Annotated in this window: 12 protein-coding genes; 7 read left to right on the forward strand and 5 right to left on the reverse strand. The window is 60.3% G+C overall.

All coding sequences use genetic code 11. The annotated features are described in order from the left end of the window. On the forward strand, positions 1–1,465 hold a 1,465-nt coding region (locus tag FT726_RS05145; protein WP_346302532.1), incomplete at its 5' end, for a TerC family protein. Between the two features lie 117 nt (positions 1,466–1,582). Here FT726_RS05145 and asmA read toward each other — a convergent pair. The 3 genes from asmA to udk all read right to left on the reverse strand — a co-directional run bounded on the left by asmA (position 1,583) and on the right by udk (position 4,782). Continuing rightward, a complete protein-coding gene (asmA, locus tag FT726_RS05150; protein ID WP_346302533.1) occupies positions 1,583–3,382 on the reverse strand; it encodes an outer membrane assembly protein AsmA in 1,800 nt (599 codons plus the stop codon). Positions 3,383–3,441: 59 nt separating this feature from the next. Then, positions 3,442–4,023, reverse strand: coding sequence for a dCTP deaminase (gene dcd, locus FT726_RS05155; protein ID WP_021509321.1), 582 nt, complete (start codon positions 4,021–4,023; stop codon positions 3,442–3,444). 120 nt (positions 4,024–4,143) lie between these two features. Next, on the reverse strand, positions 4,144–4,782 hold the full coding sequence (udk, locus tag FT726_RS05160; protein ID WP_010615887.1) for a uridine kinase: 639 nt from the start codon (positions 4,780–4,782) through the stop codon (positions 4,144–4,146). Between the two features lie 229 nt (positions 4,783–5,011). Here udk and FT726_RS05165 point away from each other — a divergent pair, with 229 nt between their 5' ends. From FT726_RS05165 to yegD, 3 genes are all read left to right on the forward strand, one after another. After that, positions 5,012–5,623 carry a phosphatase PAP2 family protein gene (locus tag FT726_RS05165; RefSeq protein WP_021509320.1) on the forward strand — a complete coding sequence of 204 codons (612 nt, stop codon included), beginning with the start codon at positions 5,012–5,014 and terminating at the stop codon, positions 5,621–5,623. Positions 5,624–5,966: 343 nt separating this feature from the next. After that, the gene (locus FT726_RS05170; RefSeq protein WP_346302534.1) at positions 5,967–8,531 is read left to right on the forward strand and encodes a diguanylate cyclase; all 2,565 of its coding nucleotides are present in this window, start codon (positions 5,967–5,969) and stop codon (positions 8,529–8,531) included. A gap of 75 nt (positions 8,532–8,606) precedes the next feature. Next, positions 8,607–9,959 carry a molecular chaperone gene (gene yegD, locus FT726_RS05175; RefSeq protein WP_346302535.1) on the forward strand — a complete coding sequence of 451 codons (1,353 nt, stop codon included), beginning with the start codon at positions 8,607–8,609 and terminating at the stop codon, positions 9,957–9,959. A 115-nt stretch (positions 9,960–10,074) separates the two neighbouring features. Here yegD and FT726_RS05180 read toward each other — a convergent pair whose 3' ends face one another. Then, complete coding sequence (locus FT726_RS05180) at positions 10,075–11,409, reverse strand: carbohydrate porin (RefSeq protein WP_021509317.1); 1,335 nt, start codon at positions 11,407–11,409, stop codon at positions 10,075–10,077. A 221-nt stretch (positions 11,410–11,630) separates the two neighbouring features. Next, a complete protein-coding gene (locus FT726_RS05185; protein WP_104188470.1) occupies positions 11,631–12,593 on the reverse strand; it encodes an aldo/keto reductase in 963 nt (320 codons plus the stop codon). A 240-nt stretch (positions 12,594–12,833) separates the two neighbouring features. On the opposite strand from FT726_RS05185, the gene FT726_RS05190 reads away from it, so the two are divergent. Genes FT726_RS05190 through mdtC form a run of 3 tightly spaced genes read left to right on the forward strand, consistent with a single transcriptional unit; the run spans position 12,834 to position 20,256 of the window. Then, on the forward strand, positions 12,834–14,063 hold the full coding sequence (locus tag FT726_RS05190) for an MdtA/MuxA family multidrug efflux RND transporter periplasmic adaptor subunit (RefSeq protein WP_346302536.1): 1,230 nt from the start codon (positions 12,834–12,836) through the stop codon (positions 14,061–14,063). Then, positions 14,063–17,185, forward strand: coding sequence for an MdtB/MuxB family multidrug efflux RND transporter permease subunit (locus FT726_RS05195; RefSeq protein WP_021509314.1), 3,123 nt, complete (start codon positions 14,063–14,065; stop codon positions 17,183–17,185). Before FT726_RS05190 ends, FT726_RS05195 begins: the two co-directional genes overlap by 1 nt. Next, positions 17,182–20,256: a multidrug efflux RND transporter permease subunit MdtC gene (mdtC, locus tag FT726_RS05200; protein WP_346302537.1), complete on the forward strand. Its 3,075-nt coding sequence runs from the start codon at positions 17,182–17,184 to the stop codon at positions 20,254–20,256. Before FT726_RS05195 ends, mdtC begins: the two co-directional genes overlap by 4 nt. Positions 20,257–20,281: the final 25 nt, after the last annotated feature.

The raw sequence follows: 20,281 nt of genomic DNA on the forward strand, positions 1-20,281 counted from the left end.
GGTGGAGAAGCTGCCGCCGACGCTGCGCGACCGCGCGCGGGTGTTCGGCCTGCTGCTGGCGCTGGTATCACGGCTGGTGCTGCTGGCGTCGCTGTCGTGGCTGGTTACGCTGACCCAACCGCTGTTCACCCTCCTCCAGCACAGCTTCAGCGCACGCGACCTGCTGCTGCTGGGCGGCGGTATCTTCCTGTTGTTTAAAGCCACCACCGAACTGAACGCCCGGCTGGAGGGCAGCGACGAGGAATCGGGTCAAAATAACAGCGGTGCTAAATTCTGGCCGGTGGTGGCGCAAATCGTGGTGCTGGACGCCATCTTTTCACTTGATGCCGTCATTACCGCCGTCGGTATGGTCAACGACCTGCCGGTGATGATGATCGCCGTGACCATCGCCATCCTGTTAATGCTGCTGGCCAGCAAGCCGCTGACGCGCTTCGTTAACGGCCATCCTACCATTGTGATTCTCTGCCTGAGCTTTCTGCTGATGATCGGCTTTAGTCTGGTGGCAGAGGGTTTCGGCTTCGTCATCCCCAAAGGCTATCTGTACGCGGCCATTGGCTTCTCGATTGTGATTGAGATCTTTAACCAGCTGGCGCTGTTTAATCGCCGCCGTTTTCTTACCGCCGGACGACCGCTGCGCCAGCGCACTGCCGAAGCCGTGTTGCGCATTCTGCGCGGTGAAGCGCAGCGCGCCGATCTGGATGCCGACACGGCATCGCTGCTGAGCGATAACCAGGGCGCAGCGCTGTTTAACCGTCAGGAGCGGCGCATGATCATGCGCGTGCTGGGCCTGGGTCAACGCCAAATCAACAGCATCATGACGTCACGCCATGACGTCGAGCACATCGATCTGAGCGAAGACCCGCAGTCGATCATGGATAAACTCGACCGCAACCAGCATACGCGCCTGCTGATCACCGAACAGGGACGGGAGCCGCTGGGCGTGGTGCATGTGATCGATCTGCTGCATCAGTCGCTGCACAGTAAATCGCTGGATTTGCGTGCGCTGATTCGCCAGCCGCTGGTGTTTCCCGAGCGCGTCACCCTGCTGCAGGCGCTGGAGCAGTTTCGCCATGCGCGCACCCATTTTGCCTTTGTGGTGGATGAGTTTGGTTCGGTAGAAGGCGTGGTGACGCTGAGCGACGTGATGGAGACCATCGCCGGCAACCTGCCCAACGAAGGGGAAGAAATTGATGCCCGTTACGATATTCAGCCCGCAGAGCATGGCGGCTGGATCGCCAACGGCCATATGCCGCTGGAAGATTTAGCGCTATACGTGGCGCTGCCGCTCGACGAGAGGCGCAATTACCATACGCTGGCGGGATTGCTGATGGATAGCCTGCAGCACGTGCCGGCCGAAGGTGAGGAGTTGCGCGTCGGGGATTATCTGCTGCGCACCCTGCAGGTGGAGAACCATCGGGTGCAAAAAGTCGAGATTGTGCCGGTCGCGCCCGCACCGTTTATTTAACCCGGTGCCGGGGCGTGATTTATCGCGTGTTGCTTAGCTGGTCGCCATAAATGGCGACCCTACACGGAAAGCATCGGTTTTTGTAGGGTGCGCATTCATGCGCACCGGCATCGGGCTTTATTGCCGCGGTGCAGACTTCTGACTATCCAGCCACTGATTAAGGCGCGTTTTGGCTTCGCCCTGCAACTGCTGGCGCACCACATCATCCACTGGCAGCGAATACTGCAGGTTGTTCCAGTTACCGTACATGCGCAGCGGAATCGGCTGGCCGTTGAGGACTTTCGCCAGCCGGTCGTCGCCCTGCCAGCCGCGCAGAATCATATTAATGGTGACATCCAGCTGCTGCTTCACCACATCCACGTTGCCGTGGGTTTGCAGCGCCAGCCGGCTGCTGCCGCCCTGCAGATCCGGCAGCGTGACGTTACCCTGCTTCAGGCTGATGCGCCCGCTTAACTGTTCAATTCCCTGATCATCCGGCTGATCGTTACTGACGCGATTGCTGACGCGCGCCACGGCGCGGCGCACCATCTGCTGTAAATTCAGCTGCGCCAGCTGCAGATTAGTCGCTTCCAGTTCTGCATTGCCCTGCCAGTTCTGTTTCGCCTCCGCCACGCTCAGCCCGGCACCGCTGATGTCGCCCTTGAGCGAGACCGTGCCCTGCAGCGAAGCTGGCAGTTCCAGCGCTTTAAGCAGCGGCGCAATGGCAATGCTGCTCAGCTCCGGCTGAAACGCCACCTGCGTGACCGGCTGACGGATATCCACCGAGCCGGGAATGGAAAAGTGGCCGTCACCAAATTTGCCCTGCAGCTTGTTGAGCGTCAGCAGCCCGCGCTGATTGCGGGCGTCAATTTGCAGATTGCTGAGCGTCAGACCGCGCCACACGCTGCTGTCAGCTTCGAGCGTCAGCTGTAAATCCATGCTGTTGAGCGGCGAGTCGGCATTATTGTGCGCGCGCGGCTCAGCGATCACCGGCGTGCGCATCACGTTAGCCTGCTGCGTGGTGCTGTTATCGCTGGCGGGCGCGCTGGCCATCAGGTTATCCAGATTGAGCGAGGTCGCGTGCAGCGCGAGGTTGAGCTGCTGCGGCAGGGCCAGCCGGCCCTCAGCGCTGCCGTCGAGGGCGCTGTCGTTCGCGGTTAACTGCAGCTTGTTCAGCGCAAACTGCTGCTGGTCGCCATCCCACTGCGCCTGCCCGCTCAGCGTCCCTTTAATGCCCTGCGGCGGCAGGTTCGCGCCGTCCAGCGTGTAATCCAGCTCATCCAGCTGGCCGCTGATACGGTGCGGATAGTGCGCCACGTCCATCTGCCCTTTCAGGTTCAGGCTGAGATTGCGCTGATTACGTGACACGCGTGTCGCCAGCTCAACGCTGGCCTGCCGGTTATCGTCCTGATTCAGATTGAGGTTGAGATCGCGGAAGTTGTACTCGTCACCGCCCGGCTGCTGCCAGATGAGCAGGCTATCGGCGATGCGCAGTTTACTGATGTTAAAGGTCCAGCCGTTGCTGGCGGCGATGACCGGTTCACTGTCGCCCGGCTCAATCGGCGCGCCCTGCGGTTTCTGCACCGCACTGTCCGGCGTGGCGCGAATAATCGCGTTTTTCAGCATCACCTGGCTGACGCTCAGCTGATGCGACAGCAGCGGCCACAGATTGACGTCCAGACGCATATTATCGGCGGTCACCATCGGCTGGCTGGCGCCGGGCGCGGTCAGGCTCATGCGGCCCGCCAGAATGCTGAGCTGCGGCCAGACGTGCCAGCGCAGGTCGCCGCTCACTTCAAGCTGATAACCACTGCGCTGTTTTACCTGCTGTACCATATAGGTACGAAAGTCGTTGGGATTGACCAGCAATACCAGTGCCGTCATGCCCGCTACGACCACCACTAACAGGATGGCCAGCGTGGTTATCAGTCTTCTCATTGCATCCTCATCACCGTCAGATTTCAGGCCGCTGGCGCGAAATCACTCCAGGAGAAACGTTAGTCTTTATCAATACGGCTGGCGTCAGCGCCCTGCTGCCCGCGATATTTGGCGTCTTCGCGGCGATTGTAAGGACGCGCCGCCGGCCCGGACAGCGGTTCAAAGCTCAGTGCGCCAATCAGCATGCCGGGACGCAGCGCCAGCGGCAGCTTACCGGAGTTGTAAAACTCCAGCACGATACGGCCCTGCCAGCCCGGATCGATACGGTGCGCGGTAACGTGCACCATCAGCCCGAGGCGCGCCAGTGACGAGCGGCCATCCAGCCAGCCCACCAGATCGTCGGGAATGGTGACGGATTCCAGCGTCACCGCCAGCGCCAGTTCACCCGGATGCAGAAAGAACGCTTCGCCTTCCGGCAGCACAATCTCATCGCTCATCACGCGATCCAGCGCCGCGCTCACTTCATGCTTTGGACCACTCAAATCTATAAACGGTGCGGTGTGGCCGCTAAAGGTTCGGAACTGGTTACCGAGGCGCACATCCACGGTAGCACCGTTGATGCGCTCAACCGGCGGACGGGGATCGATGGCCAGCTTGCCGCTGTCCAGCCAGCTTTCAATATCGCGATCGCATAATCTCATCGCAGAAACTCCATGATTTAAGTGTAGCGAAAGGTGGTCAGGTTGTGACAAACCGTTCGCGTCACGTCCATCCGGACGCACGGTGTCCCGTTCCGGTCCTGCTGAACCGGACAGGCGTCGTCAAAGATACTGGTTAATTTTGGCCTTGAGGATATCAATGGCGATGCGGTTTTTACCACCACGCGGCACAATGATGTCGGCATACTGCTTGGAAGGCTCAATAAACTGCAGGAACATCGGGCGCACGGTCTTTTGGTACTGGCTCATCACCGAGTCCATCGAGCGCCCGCGCTCGTTGACGTCGCGCTTCATACGGCGCATCAGGCAGATATCCAGCGGGGTATCAACGAAGATCGAGAAGTTAAGCTCCTGGCGCAGCCGTGCATCGGTCAGCAGCAGAATCCCTTCCAGAATAATCACTTTCTTCGGCTTCAGATGAATACACTCGTCGGTGCGGGTGTGCTCAACGTAGCTGTAAACCGGCAGGTCGATATCTTCGCCGGCCTTGAGCGCGCGCAGATGCTGCAACAGCAAATCGTGGTCCATCGCGCTCGGATGGTCGTAGTTGGTTTTCACCCTCTCTTCCATGGTGAGGTGGCTTTGATCTTTATAGTAAGCATCTTCGGGGATCACACCGATATGCTCGTCACCGACCTGGTCACGGATTTCACGATAGAGCGTGCTGGCAATAAGACTTTTTCCGGATGCGGATGCACCTGCAATGCCAACGATCACGCACTGATGAGACTTGTCAGTCATACTTTTTTAAGACCTGATAACTGGAGCCGGTTTCTGTCTGCACAAAAACAGGCCGATTGAGAGGGTTAGTTGGCGGCAATTATAGGGATTTCACCGGGTTGATGCCAGTGAAAACCGGCGCGCCGCCTTTTCAGACTATCCCGTTTTGCAGCCAGCGGCTTAATCGATACACTGTTTCTCTGCCCGCCGTGTGACTGGCGGGAGCCCGATAGTCGTTGCAAGGAAAAGTATGAGCTGGAGAACCCTGACTTATTTCGGCGACAGTATGTTGCTGATCCCCACTGCGGTGATCATCGCACTGGTGCTGCCGTGGAAAAGCGACAACCGTCGCACCGTCTGGTACTGGCTGCTGGCGTTTGGCCTGGCGGGCCTGCTGGTCAGCATCTCGAAGATTATGTTTCTCGGCTTCGGCATTGGCAGCGCGCGCTACAACTTTACTGGTTTCAGCGGCCATAGCGCGATGTCAGCGACGCTGTGGCCGGTGATGATGTGGCTGATTTCCGGCCGCTGGCCTACGTTCTGGCGCGCCCTGACCATCGGTATCGGCTATCTGATTCCGCTGATGGTGGGATTATCGCGCCTGGTGATCCATGCGCACTCGGTGAGTGAAGTGCTGGCCGGACTGATGCTGGGCTTTACCCTGAGCAGCGCGTTCCTGCTGAGCCAGCGCCGCACCGCGCTGAAAGGGTTTAGCGTGGTGCAGGTGGCGGTGGCATTTTTGATTCCGCTGTTGCTGATGGGCCACGGCCGCGTCGCCACCACCCAGCAGTTCCTCGAGCGTTTTTCCGCTGACCTCGCCGGGCTGGAAAAGCCCTTCACCCGCGCCGATTTGTTCCGCTGAGTGTGTTGCGCGGTAAAGGGTGTAAGGTCTGTCCAATACGTTTTGAACACGTTCCACAAATGATTGCACATACGGTAGCGGCGCAATTTATTGCGCGATAAATCGCACCGCTACAAAATTGTGCAATTTGTCGTGTCCTTACCTGAATCGCTGCAGATCCAGCAGTCGCGATACTGCAAGCAGATTTCACCGGTTTTGTAGGGTGCGCATTCATGCGCACCTGGATGCAGGCCGCAAAAAAACATTTCCGCACAAAGATATCTGACAGATGTGCTAGCATGGATTAAGAGATTGACTGGCGCATTTTTCTTCGAGTAATCAATGCGCGCTGCTGGATTCGTGCATGACTCTTGAGATAACAACCTCGCAGGATAATCCGCAAAAAAAGTGGCTCAGCGCCCTGCTGCTTTGCGCGCTGGCATTTTTACTTACGCTGTTCTGTCTGGAACTGATTGTTGTCAGCGGCCGCATTTCCCCGCTCTGGTACTCCACCGCGTTAATGACCGTCGTGGTGTTCCGCGCGCCCTCGCGACAGGTACCGCTGCTGCTGGCCAGCTGCGTGCTCGGCACGGCGCTGGCCAATCTGCTGGTGATCGGCCCGGCCCTGAGCAATGTCAAATTCGCCATCCTTAATATGGTGCAGGCCATCCTCGGCGGGCTGATGCTGCGCGCGCTGCTCGACCGCAAAGCCCCGCTCAACTCACTGGCCGACTGGATACGCTTTGCGCTGGCTGCGGGCCTAATCGCGCCGCTGCTGGGCGGCGTCGTGGCGCTATGGATGCTGCACGTTGACGGCCACGCCTCGTTGCCGTTTTTCTCCACATGGGTGATCTCCGAAGTGATTGGCGTGTTGGCCTTCGGTCCGGTGCTGCTGCTGTGGCCTGATAAACCGCTGCGCCAGCTGATCACGCCGGAACGTCAGCTGGAGACGCTGCTCACGCTAATCGTCACGCTGCTGGCCAGCTATCTGGCGCTGCGTTTCCTGCCGTGGCCGTTTACCTTCATCGTGGTGATTCTGTTCTGGTGCGCGGTGCGCCTGCCCAAATTCGAAGCCTTTCTGCTGTTTTTCCTCAACGCCAGCTTTATCTCGCTGCTGCTGGCGCTCGACTGGGTCAACCTGGCGCGCAACGATCTGCTGCTCGGCCAGGTCAGCACCTGGCTGCCGTTTCTGCTGGTGCTGCTGCCGAGCCACGTGATGTCGCTGGTGATGGATGCTTTCCAGCGTGAAAAGCACCACATCAGCGAAAGCGAAACCCGCTTCCGCAACGCCATGGAGTATTCCGCCATCGGCATGGCGCTGGTATCACCGGAAGGCGGCTGGCAGCAGGTCAACCAGTCGCTGTGCCGCACGCTGGGCTTCGCGGCGGAAGAGCTGAAAAAACTCACCTTCCAGCAGATCACCCATCCGGACGATCTCAACAGCGACCTGCAGCAGCTGGAGCGGCTGATCGCCGGTGAGATCCTGACCTATACCCTGGAGAAGCGCTATTTCCGCAAAGATGGCGAGATCGTCTGGGCGCGCCTCACGGTCTCAATGGTGCGTGATGCGCGGCTGCAACCGCTCTACTTTATCGCGCAGATTGTGGATATCTCCGAGCTGAAGCAGAGCGAGCAGGTCAACCAGCGGCTGATGGAGCGCATCACGCTGGCCAACGAAGCGGGCGGCATCGGCGTGTGGGAGTGGAACCTGCTAAACGGCGAGATGTTATGGGACAAGCGCATGTACGAGTTATTTGCGCTGGAGCCGCACCGGGTACCGAGCTACGACCTGTGGCTGCATCTGGTCGATGTTCAGGAACGTGAAGCGGCCGCGCTCACCATTCAGCAGGCGATTGAACGCCGCAGCGCCTTCCAGCTGGAGTACCGCATCAATCTGCCGCAGGGCGTGCGCTACGTGCGCTCCGAGGCCAATAGCATCATCAGTAAGGACGGGCAGATCGAACGCATGCTCGGCATTTGCCAGGACATTACTTCGCTGCGCACGCTGAATGAAGCGCTGTTCCAGGAGAAGGAACGCATGGCGATCACCCTCGACTCGATCGGTGAAGCGGTGATTTGTACTGACGATGAGATGCGGGTGACCTTCATGAATCCGGTGGCCGAGACGCTGAGCGGCTGGCCGCAGGCGAAAGCGGCTGGCGTGGCGCTGAGCGAACTGCTGACGATTACGCGTGGCGCGCAGGGGCCGCGCGTGGAGAATCTGTTGCTGTGCAGCCTGCCCGCCAGCAAAACCACACCGGACCTGGAAGAAGAGCTGGTGTTGCATACCCCGGATGGTGCCCAGGTCGAGATTCACTACAGCATCACGCCGCTGAAAACCCTGACCGGCAGCGACATTGGTGCCGTAATGGTCATTCATGACGTCAGCGAGTCGCGCCGCATGATGAAACGCCTGAGCTACAGCGCCTCTCACGATATGCTGACGCGTTTGCCGAACCGTCACAGCTTTGAACAGCAGCTGAAGCGACTGGTGAATGACGCCGCCGCGCATCACAGCGAGCACGTGCTGGTGTTTATCGATCTGGATAAGTTTAAAGCGGTCAACGATACCGCCGGCCATGCCGCTGGCGATGCGCTGCTGCGCGCACTGGCCGATCTCATGCAACAGCACCTGCGCAATAGCGATGTGCTGGCGCGCCTCGGCGGTGACGAATTTGGCCTGCTGCTGCCCTACAGCAATGTTGACCAGGTGCGCGAGGTGGTGCAGGGCATCGTCAGCGCGGTGCATGACTTTACCTTTATGTGGCAGGACCGGCCGTATCACGTCGGCGCCAGCGCCGGTATCACGCAAATCGATCAGCATAACTGCATCAGCAATGTGGTGATGTCGCAGGCCGATGTCGCCTGTTACAGCGCCAAACACGCCGGGCGCGGCCAGTATCAGGTTTACCAGGAAGTTCAGGGATAAACTGCGGCGCTGCCCATTGCCAGCCCGCGTTGGCTGCGCTAAAGTCGCCCCCTTTTTTCTGGCATGGGGGATACAATGTTTATCGGATTCGACTACGGCACAGCTAACTGTTCCATCGCAGTAACGGATAGCGGCACACCGCGGTTACTGACACTGGAAAACGGTCAGCGCCTGCTTCCCTCCATGATTTGCGCGCCCACGCGCGAAGCCATCAGTGAATGGCTGCATCGCCATCATCAGGTCCCCACGCCAGACAGCGAAAGCACCGCGCTGCTGCAGCGCGCGCTGCGTTATAACCGCGAAGAGGATATCGAGGTAACGCCTGCCAGCGTACAGTTTGGTCTGACCGCGCTGCAGCACTATATGGTTGATCCGGAAGAGGTGTGGTTCGTCAAATCGCCGAAGTCGTTCCTCGGCGCCAGCGGCCTGAAACCCCAGCAGATCGCCTTCTTTGAAGATTTGGTGTGCGCCATGATGCTGCACATTCGCCAGCAGGGTGAAACCCAGCTCGACCAACCGATTGATCAGGCCGTGATTGGCCGGCCAATCAACTTCCAGGGGCTGGGCGGTGAAGATGCCAACCAGCAGGCGCAGGGCATTCTGCTGCGTGCCGCACAGCGTGCCGGGTTCCGCGACGTCGAGTTTCAGTTCGAGCCGGTTGCCGCCGGTCTGGAGTTTGAAGCCACGCTGCAGCAGGAGACACGCGTGCTGGTGGTGGATATCGGTGGCGGAACCACCGACTGCTCCATGCTGCTGATGGGTCCGCAGTGGCGTAATCAGTCCGATCGCCGTGCCAGCCTGCTTGGCCACAGCGGCTGCCGCGTCGGCGGTAACGACCTCGATATCATGCTGGCGTTCAAAACGCTGATGCCGCTGCTGGGTCTGGGCGGTAACACGCTGAAGGGCACTGCCCTGCCCGCCCTGCCGTGGTGGAACGCGGTGGCGATTAACGATGTGCCGGCACAAAGCGACTTCTACTCGGCCGCCAGCGGTAAGTTGCTGCGCGATCTGGTGCGTGATGCCGAACAGGGCGATAAAGTCGCGCATCTGCTGAAAGTATGGCAGCAGAAGCTGAGCTACCGGCTGGTGCGCGCGGCGGAAGAGAGCAAGATTGCGCTCTCCGATCAGCGCGAGACCGCGGCCTCGCTGGCGTTTATTGCGCAAACGCTGCAGGTGGAGATCAGTGCCGCGCAGCTGGAAGAGGCGATCAACCAGCCGCTGGCGCGCATTCTTGAGCAGGTGCAGCTGGCGCTGGCCAGTTGTGACACCCGTCCGGAGGTGATTTACCTCACCGGCGGTAGCGCCCGTTCGCCGATCCTGCGCGCCGCGCTGCAGCAGGCACTGCCCGACACGCCCATCGCCAGCGGCGATGATTTCGGCTCGGTCACCGCCGGCCTGGCGCGCTGGGCCGAAGTGATGTTCAGATAATTCCCTCTCCCGCTTGCGGGAGAGGGTTAGGGTGAGGGCCAGACAGCTCCGTGCGATTTTCCCCTCACCCTGCCCTCTCCCAAAGGGAGAGGAAAAAGTCACACATTCTGCCAGATTAGAAATTCACGTTCGCACTGATCCCACCCACAAACGCATCTTTCACTTCGCTCACCGCACCCGGTGCCACCACGTATTGCAGGTTTGGACGCAGCTGCAGCCATTTGGTCAGCTGCGCATTGTAATAAACCTCGTAGTTGTACTCGGAACCATCCTGAATCGGCAGATAGGTTGGGCTGTCGAAATCAGTTTCGCCGTTGGCATCATTCTGCTGACGCAGCGAACGGGTATACGCGCTGTTGACGTGAATACGCGCCGCGCCGACGCCAATCTCATCCTGCGGACGCGCATCAAACGGCCCTTTCCAGGTAAAGCTGATCGACTGATAGTTGTCGGTTTTCGAGGTTTTGTGATCGTTCATCACCGCCTGCACCGTCACGCCCAGACCCCGGCTGGCATCGCCGCCCTGCGCGGTCAGCTGCTGCTGTAACAGCACGTAGCCGCCGTAGGCGTGATCCTTGCTCTGATAAGCGCCATCGCGCCAGCTGCCGTAGTTATCGCCGTTGGCCGACGAGTAGTAGTAACCAATGCGGTAGTTACCCGGCAGGTTGGCCGGCCCGAAGGTCGGCTTCCAGCCCAGTTCCACCGGCACCAGGTTGCCTTCGGAGTTGCTGGTGTCCAGACGGAAACCGTCACCGCGATCGTAGTTGGCACTGTTCTGGTTGTAGAAGCCCACCTGGAAGAACACTTCCGGCGTGAAGTTAACCTTCACGCGGCCGCCCCACTGGGAAACCGGCCAGTTAAACCAGCGGTCGCCGCGCCAGTTACCCGCCTGGCCGCTGCCGAATGCAAGGTTCTGGAACTTGCTGTCGAAGTTGTCGAAATCTTCCCCGACGGTGACGCGACCGGCTTTCAGGTTGACAGTGTTATCAAACAGCCCTTTGCTGAGCCAGAACTGCGTCAGACGCCAGGTCTGGCCACGTCCGTACACTTCCTGCACCGATGACAGCATGCCGGTACGGCGGTCTGCCACCTGATCGGAGATGTTGCGACCGTTACGGTCGGTAATGGTCATCTGGAACTGCGCATCCTGCCAGTCGAGCAGTTTTTGCAGGTCAAGATTCAGGCCAAACGCCCACTGATCGCTGTAGCGCATCGAGGTGTTGGTATCGGCACCGCCGCCCAGGTTCGAGGCACTTTCCATGGTGTAGTTAACGTCGAACTTCACGCCGTCGTTTTCCAGCTGCGTTCGGTTACCGCCCCAGTCGCCAAACATGTAGGGGGAATCGTAGCTGAACGCATCGGCTGCCACCGCCGACGCACTCAACATGGCAAACATCAGGGTGCCCGCTGCCAGGCGAGGCATATGCTGCACTGCTTTTTTTCTGTTCATGATGATTATTCTTCTGTGAATTTCCGGAGAGGAACGGGCAGAGAATAATGCTGAGGTTATGTCAGTTTTTGCAAATCTGTGCGCAGTTAGTGCAAAGGTGACAGTGACTTAACGCAATTGTGACAGCGATCGATGAATGGATATCTTCTGGGGGAAAAAGGCATTTTTTGCGTGGCGAAAAAATTATTACGTGACGGGACGCCGCAGCGTCCCGCTTCGCGTTACGGCTTGCTGGCGCTGGCCAGCTCTTCAATCTCCTGCTTGCTGAGCTCCAGCTCAGTGGCTTTCACCAGCTCATCCAGCTGCTGCAGCGAGGTGGCACTGACAATCGGTGCCGTGATGCTCGGTCGCGCAATCTGCCACGCCAGCGCCACCTGAGTAGCAGAGGCGTCGTGCGAGGCCGCGACATCTTCCAGCGCTTCAATGATGCGCTTACCGCGCTCGTTGAGATATTTTTCTACAATGCCCTGGCCGCGCGCGCTTTTGCTGGCGTCTTCCGGCTTTTTGTATTTCCCGCTCAGGAAACCGCTGGCCAGCGAGTAGTAGTTAATCACGCCGAGACCGTTTGTCACCGCCACCTGCTCCAGTCCGCTTTCATACTCCTGACGATCGTACAGGTTGTACTCCGGCTGCAGGGTTTCATAGCGCGCCAGTCCCTCCTGCTTACTGATGTCGAGCGCTTCCTGCAGGCGCTGCGCGCTGTAGTTGGACGCACCGATTGCCCGCACTTTGCCCTCTTTGATCAGCGAGTCGAAGGCTTTCAGCGTCTCCACCAGCGGCGTGCTGTCGTCATCACGGTGCGCCTGGTAGAGATCGATGACATCCGTCTGCAGGCGGCGCAGCGAATCTTCCACGGCCTGGCGGATATAGGCCGGTTTCAGCCCGGTTTTCTCCGGCGTCAGCTCCATGCCTACCTTGGTGGCGAGCACGATACTGTCGCGCTTACCGCTTTTTTTCAGCCACTTACCGATGATGGTTTCCGATTCACCGCCGGCGTTGCCCGGCGCCCAGCGAGAGTAGACGTCTGCGGTATCAATGAAGAACAGCCCCTTTTCCACCAGCGCGTCGAGCAGTGAAAACGAGGTTTTTTCATCGACCGTCCAGCCAAAAACGTTGCCGCCAAACGTCAGCAGCGGCACGCTGATACCGCTGTCGCCCAGCTGACGGGTTTTGTGTTGACGCATGTGATCCTCCTTAGTGAAACGAGACTGGTCTGTCATTCAGCTTAGCAAAGGAAAAAGTCACGCTTATGCGTATTGCTGCCAAAATATTTACTGAATATGAATACTTAGCGTGCCCGGGGCGATATTCTTAATTCCTTCAATTTTTGCCCGGCCCGGGCGACTACAATCATTTCGTTTGCGCCGCGGTTCGTTTGCGCGCGCATGTGGGGAAAACGAAACCGCCGGAGAGCACACAGAGCAATGAATAAACGATTAAAAACAGGCCTGATTAGCGTGGTGGTACTGGCTGCGCTGGCGGGCGCTTACTACTGGTGGCAGCATCCGGCCGAGCCAGCACAGGCTAACCAGGCTGATGGCCAGCCGCATCACGGACGCGGTGGCAACAACAGCGGCGGACGCCGTCCGCTGGCACCGGTGCAGGCCGCAACCGCGACCACCGAAAGCGTGCCCTATTACCTCAGCGGACTGGGCACCGTCACCGCGGCCAATACCGTTACGGTGCGCAGCCGGGTCGATGGCCAGCTGATGGCGCTGCACTTCACGGAAGGTCAGCAGGTGGAGGCCGGCGCGCTGCTGGCAGAAATCGATCCCCGACCATGGCAGGTAGCGCTCACCCAGGCGCAGGGCCAGCTGGCCAAAGATCAGGCGACGCTGGCTAACGCGCGCCGCGACCTCAGCCGTTATGAAAAGCTGGCGAAAACCTCGCTGGTGTCGCAGCAGGAGCTGGATACCCAGCGCTCGCTGGTCAGTGAAACCCTCGGCACCATCAAAGCCGACGAAGGCAATGTGGCCAGCGCGCAGCTCAATCTGACCTACAGCCGCATCACCGCGCCGATTGCCGGACGCGTCGGGCTGAAGCAGGTGGATGTCGGCAACTACATTACCGCCGGCGATACCAGTGGTCTGGTGGTGATCACCCAGACGCACCCGATTGACGTGGTGTTCAGCGTCGCCGAGAACAACATCAGCCAGATCCTGAAAGCCCAGAAAAGCGGCCAGCCGCTGCCGGTTGAAGCCTGGGATCGCAGCAATAAAACCCTGCTGACCACGGGTGCGCTGCTGAGCATTGATAACCAGATCGACGTCACCACCGGCACCATTAAACTCAAGGCGCGCTTCAGCAATCAGGACGACGCCCTGTTTCCCAATCAGTTTGTTAATGCCCGGCTGAAGGTGGATACGCTGCAAAACGCAGTGGTGATCCCGACCGCCGCGCTGCAGATGAGCAACGACGGCCACTTTGTCTGGGTGGTGAACAGCGATAACAAAGTGAGTAAGAAACGCGTCACCGCCGGGCTGCAGGATAGCCAGAAAGTGGTGATTGATGCCGGGCTGCAGGCCGGTCAGCGCGTGGTCACTGACGGTCTCGACCGCCTGACCGAAGGCGCCACGGTGGAAATTGTCGCCGCACAGAGTACCGCCACGCACAGCACGCGCGCGGCGCAACCGGCTCGCGGAGAACGTCAATAATGCAGGTGATGCCTCCCGACGCCAGCGGCGGCCCGTCACGCCAGTTTATTCTGCGCCCGGTGGCCACCACGCTGCTGATGATCGCGATTTTGCTGGCCGGCGTGCTGGGCTATCGCTTCCTGCCGGTTTCCGCGCTGCCGGAAGTTGATTACCCGACCATCCAGGTCGTCACGCTCTATCCCGGCGCCAGCCCGGATGTGGTGACCTCGTCGATTACCGCGCCGCTTGAGCGCCAGTTCGGGCAGATGTCCGGCCTGAAGCAAATGGCGTCGCAAAGCTCCGGCGGTGCCTCGGTGATTACGCTGCAGTTCCAGCTGACGCTGGCGCTCGACGTTGCCGAACAGGAAGTGCAGGCGGCGATCAACTCTGCCACTAACCTGCTGCCTAACGATCTGCCAAATCCGCCTGTGTACAGCAAAGTGAATCCGGCCGATCCGCCAATCATGACGCTGGCCGTTACCACCACCAGCATGCCGCTGACGCAGGTGCAGGACATGGTGGAGACGCGGGTGGCGCAGAAGATTTCCCAGGTCTCCGGCGTCGGTCTGGTCACGCTCTCCGGCGGCCAGCGTCCGGCAGTGCGGGTGAAGATGAACGCTCAGGCGCTGGCGGCCCTCGGCCTCACCAGCGAGACGGTGCGCACCGCCATCAGCAACGCCAACGTCAATTCGGCGAAAGGCAGTCTTGATGGCCCAACGCGCTCCATCACGCTGTCAGCCAATGACCAGATGACCTCCGCGGAGGATTACCGCAAGCTGATCGTCAGCTACAGCAACGGCGCGCCGGTGCGGCTGGGCGACGTCGCCACGGTTGAACAGGGCGCAGAAAACAGCTGGCTGGGCGCCTGGGCCAACCGTCAGCCGGCGATTGTGCTGAACGTGCAGCGCCAGCCGGGCGCCAATATTATCGCTACCGCTGACAGCATCCGCGCGCTGCTGCCGTCGCTGACCGCCACGCTGCCGAAGTCGGTTGACGTCAAACTGCTCACCGATCGCACTACCAACATTCGCGCCTCAGTAGCGGATACCCAGCATGAGCTGATGCTGGCCATCGGGCTGGTGGTGATGATCATCTATCTGTTTCTGCGCAATGTCCCGGCCACCATTATTCCGGCAGTCGCGGTGCCGCTGTCGCTGGTCGGCACCTTTGCCGCCATGTATTTCCTTGGCTTTTCGATCAATAACCTGACGCTGATGGCGCTGACCATCGCCACCGGCTTTGTGGTCGATGACGCCATCGTGGTAATCGAGAACATCTCGCGCTACATCGAAAAAGGCGAAAAGCCGATGACCGCCGCGCTGAAAGGTGCCGGTGAGATTGGCTTCACCATTATCTCCCTCACCTTCTCGCTGATCGCGGTGCTGATTCCGCTGCTGTTTATGGGCGACGTGATTGGCCGTTTGTTCCGCGAGTTCGCCGTGACCCTGGCGGTGGCGATTCTGATCTCGGCGGTGGTCTCGCTGACGCTGACGCCGATGATGTGCGCGCGCATGCTGAGCGCCGAATCGCTGCGCAGGCAGAACCGCTTCTCCCGCGCCAGCGAGGCGATGTTCGATAAGGTGATTGCCGGCTATGGCCGCTGGCTGACGCGCGTGCTGCGCCATCCGTGGCTGACGCTGTCAGTGGCGCTTGGCACGCTGCTGCTGACGGTGCTGCTGTGGGTGGTGATTCCGAAGGGCTTTTTCCCGCAACAGGACAACGGCATCATTCAGGGCACATTGCAGGCGCCGCAGTCGGTCTCTTACGCCAGTATGGCGCAGCGCACCCGTGACGTGGCGTCGATCATTATGAAAGATCCGGCGGTGCAGAGCCTGACCTCGTTCGTCGGCGTGGATGGCACCAACGCGGCGCTTAACAGCGCGCGGCTGCAAATCAACCTGAAACCGCTGGACCAGCGTGACGATCGTATTCCGGCAGTGCAGCAGCGGCTGCAGCAGGCGATCGATCGCCTGCCCGGCGTGTCGCTGTGGCTGCAGCCGGTACAGGACCTGACCATTGATACCCAGGCGAGCCGCACGCCGTACCAGTTTACTCTGCAGTCGGGTTCGCTGGAGTCGCTGGGCAGCTGGGTGCCGAAACTGCTGGCACAGCTCAACACCTTGCCACAGCTGCGCAATGTCAGCAGCGACTGGCAGGATCAGGGGCTGGAAGCCTTTGTACGCGTCGATCGCGACAGCGCCAGCCGGCTCGGCATCAGCATGGCCGACATTGATAACGCGCTGTACAACGCCTTTGGTCAGCGCCTGATCTCAACGATTTACACCCAGGCCAATCAGTATCGCGTGGTGCTGGAGCAGGACAACACGCAAACCCCCGGTCTCGCCAGCCTCGACGCGATTCGCCTGAACAGCAGCGACGGCGGCAGCGTGCCGCTCAGCGCCATCGCGCAAGTCGAAGAGCGCCACGCTGCGCTGAGCATTAATCATCTCGACCAGTTCCCGTCGGCCACCTTCTCGTTTGACGTGGCGCACGGCTACTCGCTCGGCGATGCGCTGCAGGCGATCACCACGGCGGAAGATCAGGTCGGCATGCCGGCAGAGATGATGACGCAGTTCCAGGGCAGCACGCTGGCGTTTGAAGCGGCGCTGACCAGCACCATCTGGCTGATCGTCGCGGCGGTAGTGGCGATGTATATCGTGCTCGGCGTGCTGTATGAGAGCTTCATCCACCCGATTACCATTCTGTCGACGCTGCCCACCGCCGGCGTTGGCGCGCTGCTGGCGCTGATGCTGAGCGGCAACGAACTGGATATCATCGCCATCATCGGCATCATTTTGCTGATCGGTATCGTGAAGAAAAACGCCATCATGATGATCGACTTCGCGCTGGCCGCCGAGCGTGAACAGGGCATGGCGCCGCGTGAGGCGATCTATCAGGCCTGTCTGCTGCGCTTCCGGCCGATTCTGATGACCACGCTGGCGGCGCTGCTTGGCGCGCTGCCGCTGATGCTCAGCACCGGGGTCGGAGCAGAGCTGCGTCGTCCGCTCGGCATCGCCATGGTCGGTGGCCTGGTGCTGAGCCAGGTGCTGACGCTGTTTACCACCCCGGTGATCTATCTGCTGTTTGATCGCCTTGCCCACGCCACGCGCCGGCGTCTGAAAGGCACGGAGGCGCAGTCGTGAAGTTTTTCGCCCTGTTTATCCATCGGCCGGTTGCCACCACGCTGCTGACGCTGGCGATTGCGCTGGCGGGCATTCTTGGCTTCCGTCTGCTGCCGGTGGCGCCGCTGCCGCAGCTGGATTTCCCGGTGATTCTGATTTCGGCCTCGCTGCCCGGCGCGTCGCCGGAAACCATGGCGGCCTCGGTCGCCACGCCGCTGGAGCGCTCGCTGGGGCGCATCGCCGGCGTCAGTGAAATGACTTCCACCAGCTCGCTGGGCAGCACGCGCATCATCCTGGTGTTTGATTTCGACCGCGACATCAACGGCGCGGCGCGCGATGTGCAGGCGGCGATCAATGCCGCCCAGAGCCTGCTGCCGACCGGCATGCCCAATCGTCCAACCTACCGCAAAGCCAACCCGTCCGATGCGCCGATCATGATCCTCACCATGACCTCGGACATTTATAATCCCGGTCAACTGTATGATTACGCGTCGACGCAACTGGCGCAGAAGCTGTCGCAGATTGATGGCGTCGGTGATGTCACGGTAGGCGGCAGTTCGCTGCCGGCGGTGCGCGTCGACCTCAATCCGCAGGCGCTGTTTAATCAGGGCGTGTCGCTGGATGCGGTGCGCACCGCCATCAGCAACGCCAACCAGCGCCGTCCGCAGGGCGCCATCGACGATACCCAGCAGCGCTGGCAGGTGCGGACCAACGATGAGCTGCAAACCGCCAGCGTCTACCAGCCGCTGGTGGTGCACTACAACAACGGCGCGGCGGTACGGCTGAGCGATGTGGCGAACGTGCAGGATTCGGTACAGGACGTGCGCAACGCCGGGATGACCAACGGTAAACCAGCGGTGCTGCTGGTGGTGCGCAAGTCGCCGGACGCCAACATTATCGATACCGTCGACCGCATCCGGGCGGAAATGCCGGAGCTGCATGAGGTGATCCCGGCAGCTATCGACCTGCAAATCGCCCAGGACCGTTCGCCCACCATCCGCGCCTCGCTGCATGAAGTGGAGCAGTCGCTGGTAATAGCCGTGGCACTGGTGATTCTGGTGGTGTTTTTCTTCCTGCGCGACGGCCGCGCCACGCTGATACCGGCGGCGGCGGTACCGGTATCACTGATTGGTACCTTCGCCGCCATGTACCTGTGCGGTTTCAGCCTGAATAACCTGTCGCTGATGGCGCTGACCATCGCCACCGGCTTTGTAGTGGATGACGCCATCGTTGTGCTGGAGAACATCGCGCGCCACGTCGAAGCCGGCATGAAGCCGCTGCAGGCGGCACTCACCGGGGTGCGCGAGGTGGGCTTTACCGTGCTGTCGATGAGCCTGTCGCTGATTGCGGTGTTCCTGCCGCTGCTGATGATTGGCGGTATTATTGGCCGCTTCTTCTCGGAGTTTGCCATCACGCTGTCGGTGGCGATTCTCATCTCGCTGTTTATCTCAATTACCCTGACGCCGATGATGTGCGCGTATCTGCTGAAACCGCAGGCGAAGCGCAGCCAGCCGCGCACGCGCGGATTTGGCCGCGTGCTGCTGGCGGTGCAGCAGGGCTATGCGCGCTCGCTGGGCTGGGTGCTGAACCACGCGATCTGGGTACTGTTGCTGCTGCTCGGCACCGTCGGGCTGACCATCTGGCTGTTTATCGCCATCCCGAAAACCTTTATGCCCGAGCAGGACACCGGCCGTCTCAACGGCTTTATCTCCGCCGATCAGAGCATTTCGTTCCAGGCGATGCGCGGTAAGCTGCAGGATTTCATGAACATCATCAAGGCTGACCCAGCGGTCGATAACGTCACCGGCTTCACCGGCGGCTCGCGCACCAACAGCGGCTCGATGTTTGTGTCACTCAAGCCGCTGTCAGAACGCAGCGAAAGCGCGCAGGAAGTGATCGCCCGCCTGCGTGTGAAGCTGGCGAAAGAACCGGGTGCCAACCTCTACCTCAATGCGGTGCAGGATATTCGCGTCGGCGGACGCGAATCGAACGCCAGCTACCAGTACAGCCTGCTATCGGATAACCTCGCCGATTTACGTGAGTGGGAGCCGAAAATCCGCCAGGCGTTTGCCGCGCTGCCAGAGCTGGCCGATGTGAACTCGGATCAGCAGGACAACGGCAGCGAAATGGCGCTGACTTACGATCGCGAAAGCATGGCGCGCCTCGGCATCGACGTGTCGGCGACCAATGCGCTGCTGAATAACGCCTTCGGCCAGCGGCAAATCTCGACCATCTACCAGCCACTGAATCAGTACAAAGTGGTGATGGAGGTGGATCCGCGCTATACCCAGGATGTCAGCGCGCTGGATCAGATGTTCGTGATCAACAGCGACGGCAAAGCGATTCCGCTGAGCTGGTTTGCCAAATGGCAGCCGGCCAACGCGCCGCTGTCGGTCAACCATCAGGGGCTGTCGGCGGCCTCGACCATCTCGTTTAACCTGCCGGAAGGGGTCTCGCTGTCGCAGGCATCGGAGGCGATTGACCGCACCATCACGGCGATTGGCGTGCCGTCCAGCGTGCGTGGCAGCTTTGCCGGCACCGCGCAGGTATTTCAGGATTCGCAATCGAACCAGCTGTGGCTGATGCTGGCGGCGATTGCCGCGGTGTATATCGTGCTCGGCATTCTGTATGAGAGCTACGTGCATCCCCTGACGATTCTCTCTACCCTGCCTTCGGCGGGCGTCGGCGCGCTGCTGGCGCTGCAGCTATTTAATACGCCGTTCAGCCTGATTGCGCTGATCGGCATCCTGCTGCTGATCGGCATTGTGAAAAAGAACGCCATCATGATGGTGGATTTCGCGCTGGAGGCGGAGCGCAACGGCAACCTGTCGGCGCGCGACGCCATTTTCCAGGCGTGCCAGCTGCGTTTCCGCCCGATTCTGATGACCACGCTGGCGGCGCTGTTTGGTGCGCTGCCGCTGGTGCTGACCAGCGGGGACGGCGCGGAGCTGCGCCAGCCGCTGGGCATCACCATTGCCGGTGGGCTGGTGATGAGCCAGCTGCTGACGCTGTACACCACACCGGTGGTGTACCTGATGATGGATAAACTGCGCCGTCGGAAAAAGCAGCCGCGGTTGATAACGGAGCCATAACGTCACACCTGCACTAAGCGTAGCG

This window comes from Pantoea sp. Morm (assembly GCF_016643525.1).
In the GTDB taxonomy this organism is placed as follows: domain Bacteria; phylum Pseudomonadota; class Gammaproteobacteria; order Enterobacterales; family Enterobacteriaceae; genus Pantoea; species Pantoea dispersa.

Coding starts and splice junctions, on each gene's coding strand:
- FT726_RS05165 (WP_021509320.1), top strand. CDS start 5,012: ATGAGCTGGAGAACCCTGACTTATTTCGGCGACAGTATGTTGCTGATC.
- udk (WP_010615887.1), bottom strand. CDS start 4,782: ATGACTGACAAGTCTCATCAGTGCGTGATCGTTGGCATTGCAGGTGCA.
- FT726_RS05195 (WP_021509314.1), top strand. CDS start 14,063: ATGCAGGTGATGCCTCCCGACGCCAGCGGCGGCCCGTCACGCCAGTTT.
- dcd (WP_021509321.1), bottom strand. CDS start 4,023: ATGAGATTATGCGATCGCGATATTGAAAGCTGGCTGGACAGCGGCAAG.
- FT726_RS05190 (WP_346302536.1), top strand. CDS start 12,834: ATGAATAAACGATTAAAAACAGGCCTGATTAGCGTGGTGGTACTGGCT.
- asmA (WP_346302533.1), bottom strand. CDS start 3,382: ATGAGAAGACTGATAACCACGCTGGCCATCCTGTTAGTGGTGGTCGTA.
- FT726_RS05185 (WP_104188470.1), bottom strand. CDS start 12,593: ATGCGTCAACACAAAACCCGTCAGCTGGGCGACAGCGGTATCAGCGTG.
- FT726_RS05180 (WP_021509317.1), bottom strand. CDS start 11,409: ATGAACAGAAAAAAAGCAGTGCAGCATATGCCTCGCCTGGCAGCGGGC.
- yegD (WP_346302535.1), top strand. CDS start 8,607: ATGTTTATCGGATTCGACTACGGCACAGCTAACTGTTCCATCGCAGTA.
- FT726_RS05170 (WP_346302534.1), top strand. CDS start 5,967: ATGACTCTTGAGATAACAACCTCGCAGGATAATCCGCAAAAAAAGTGG.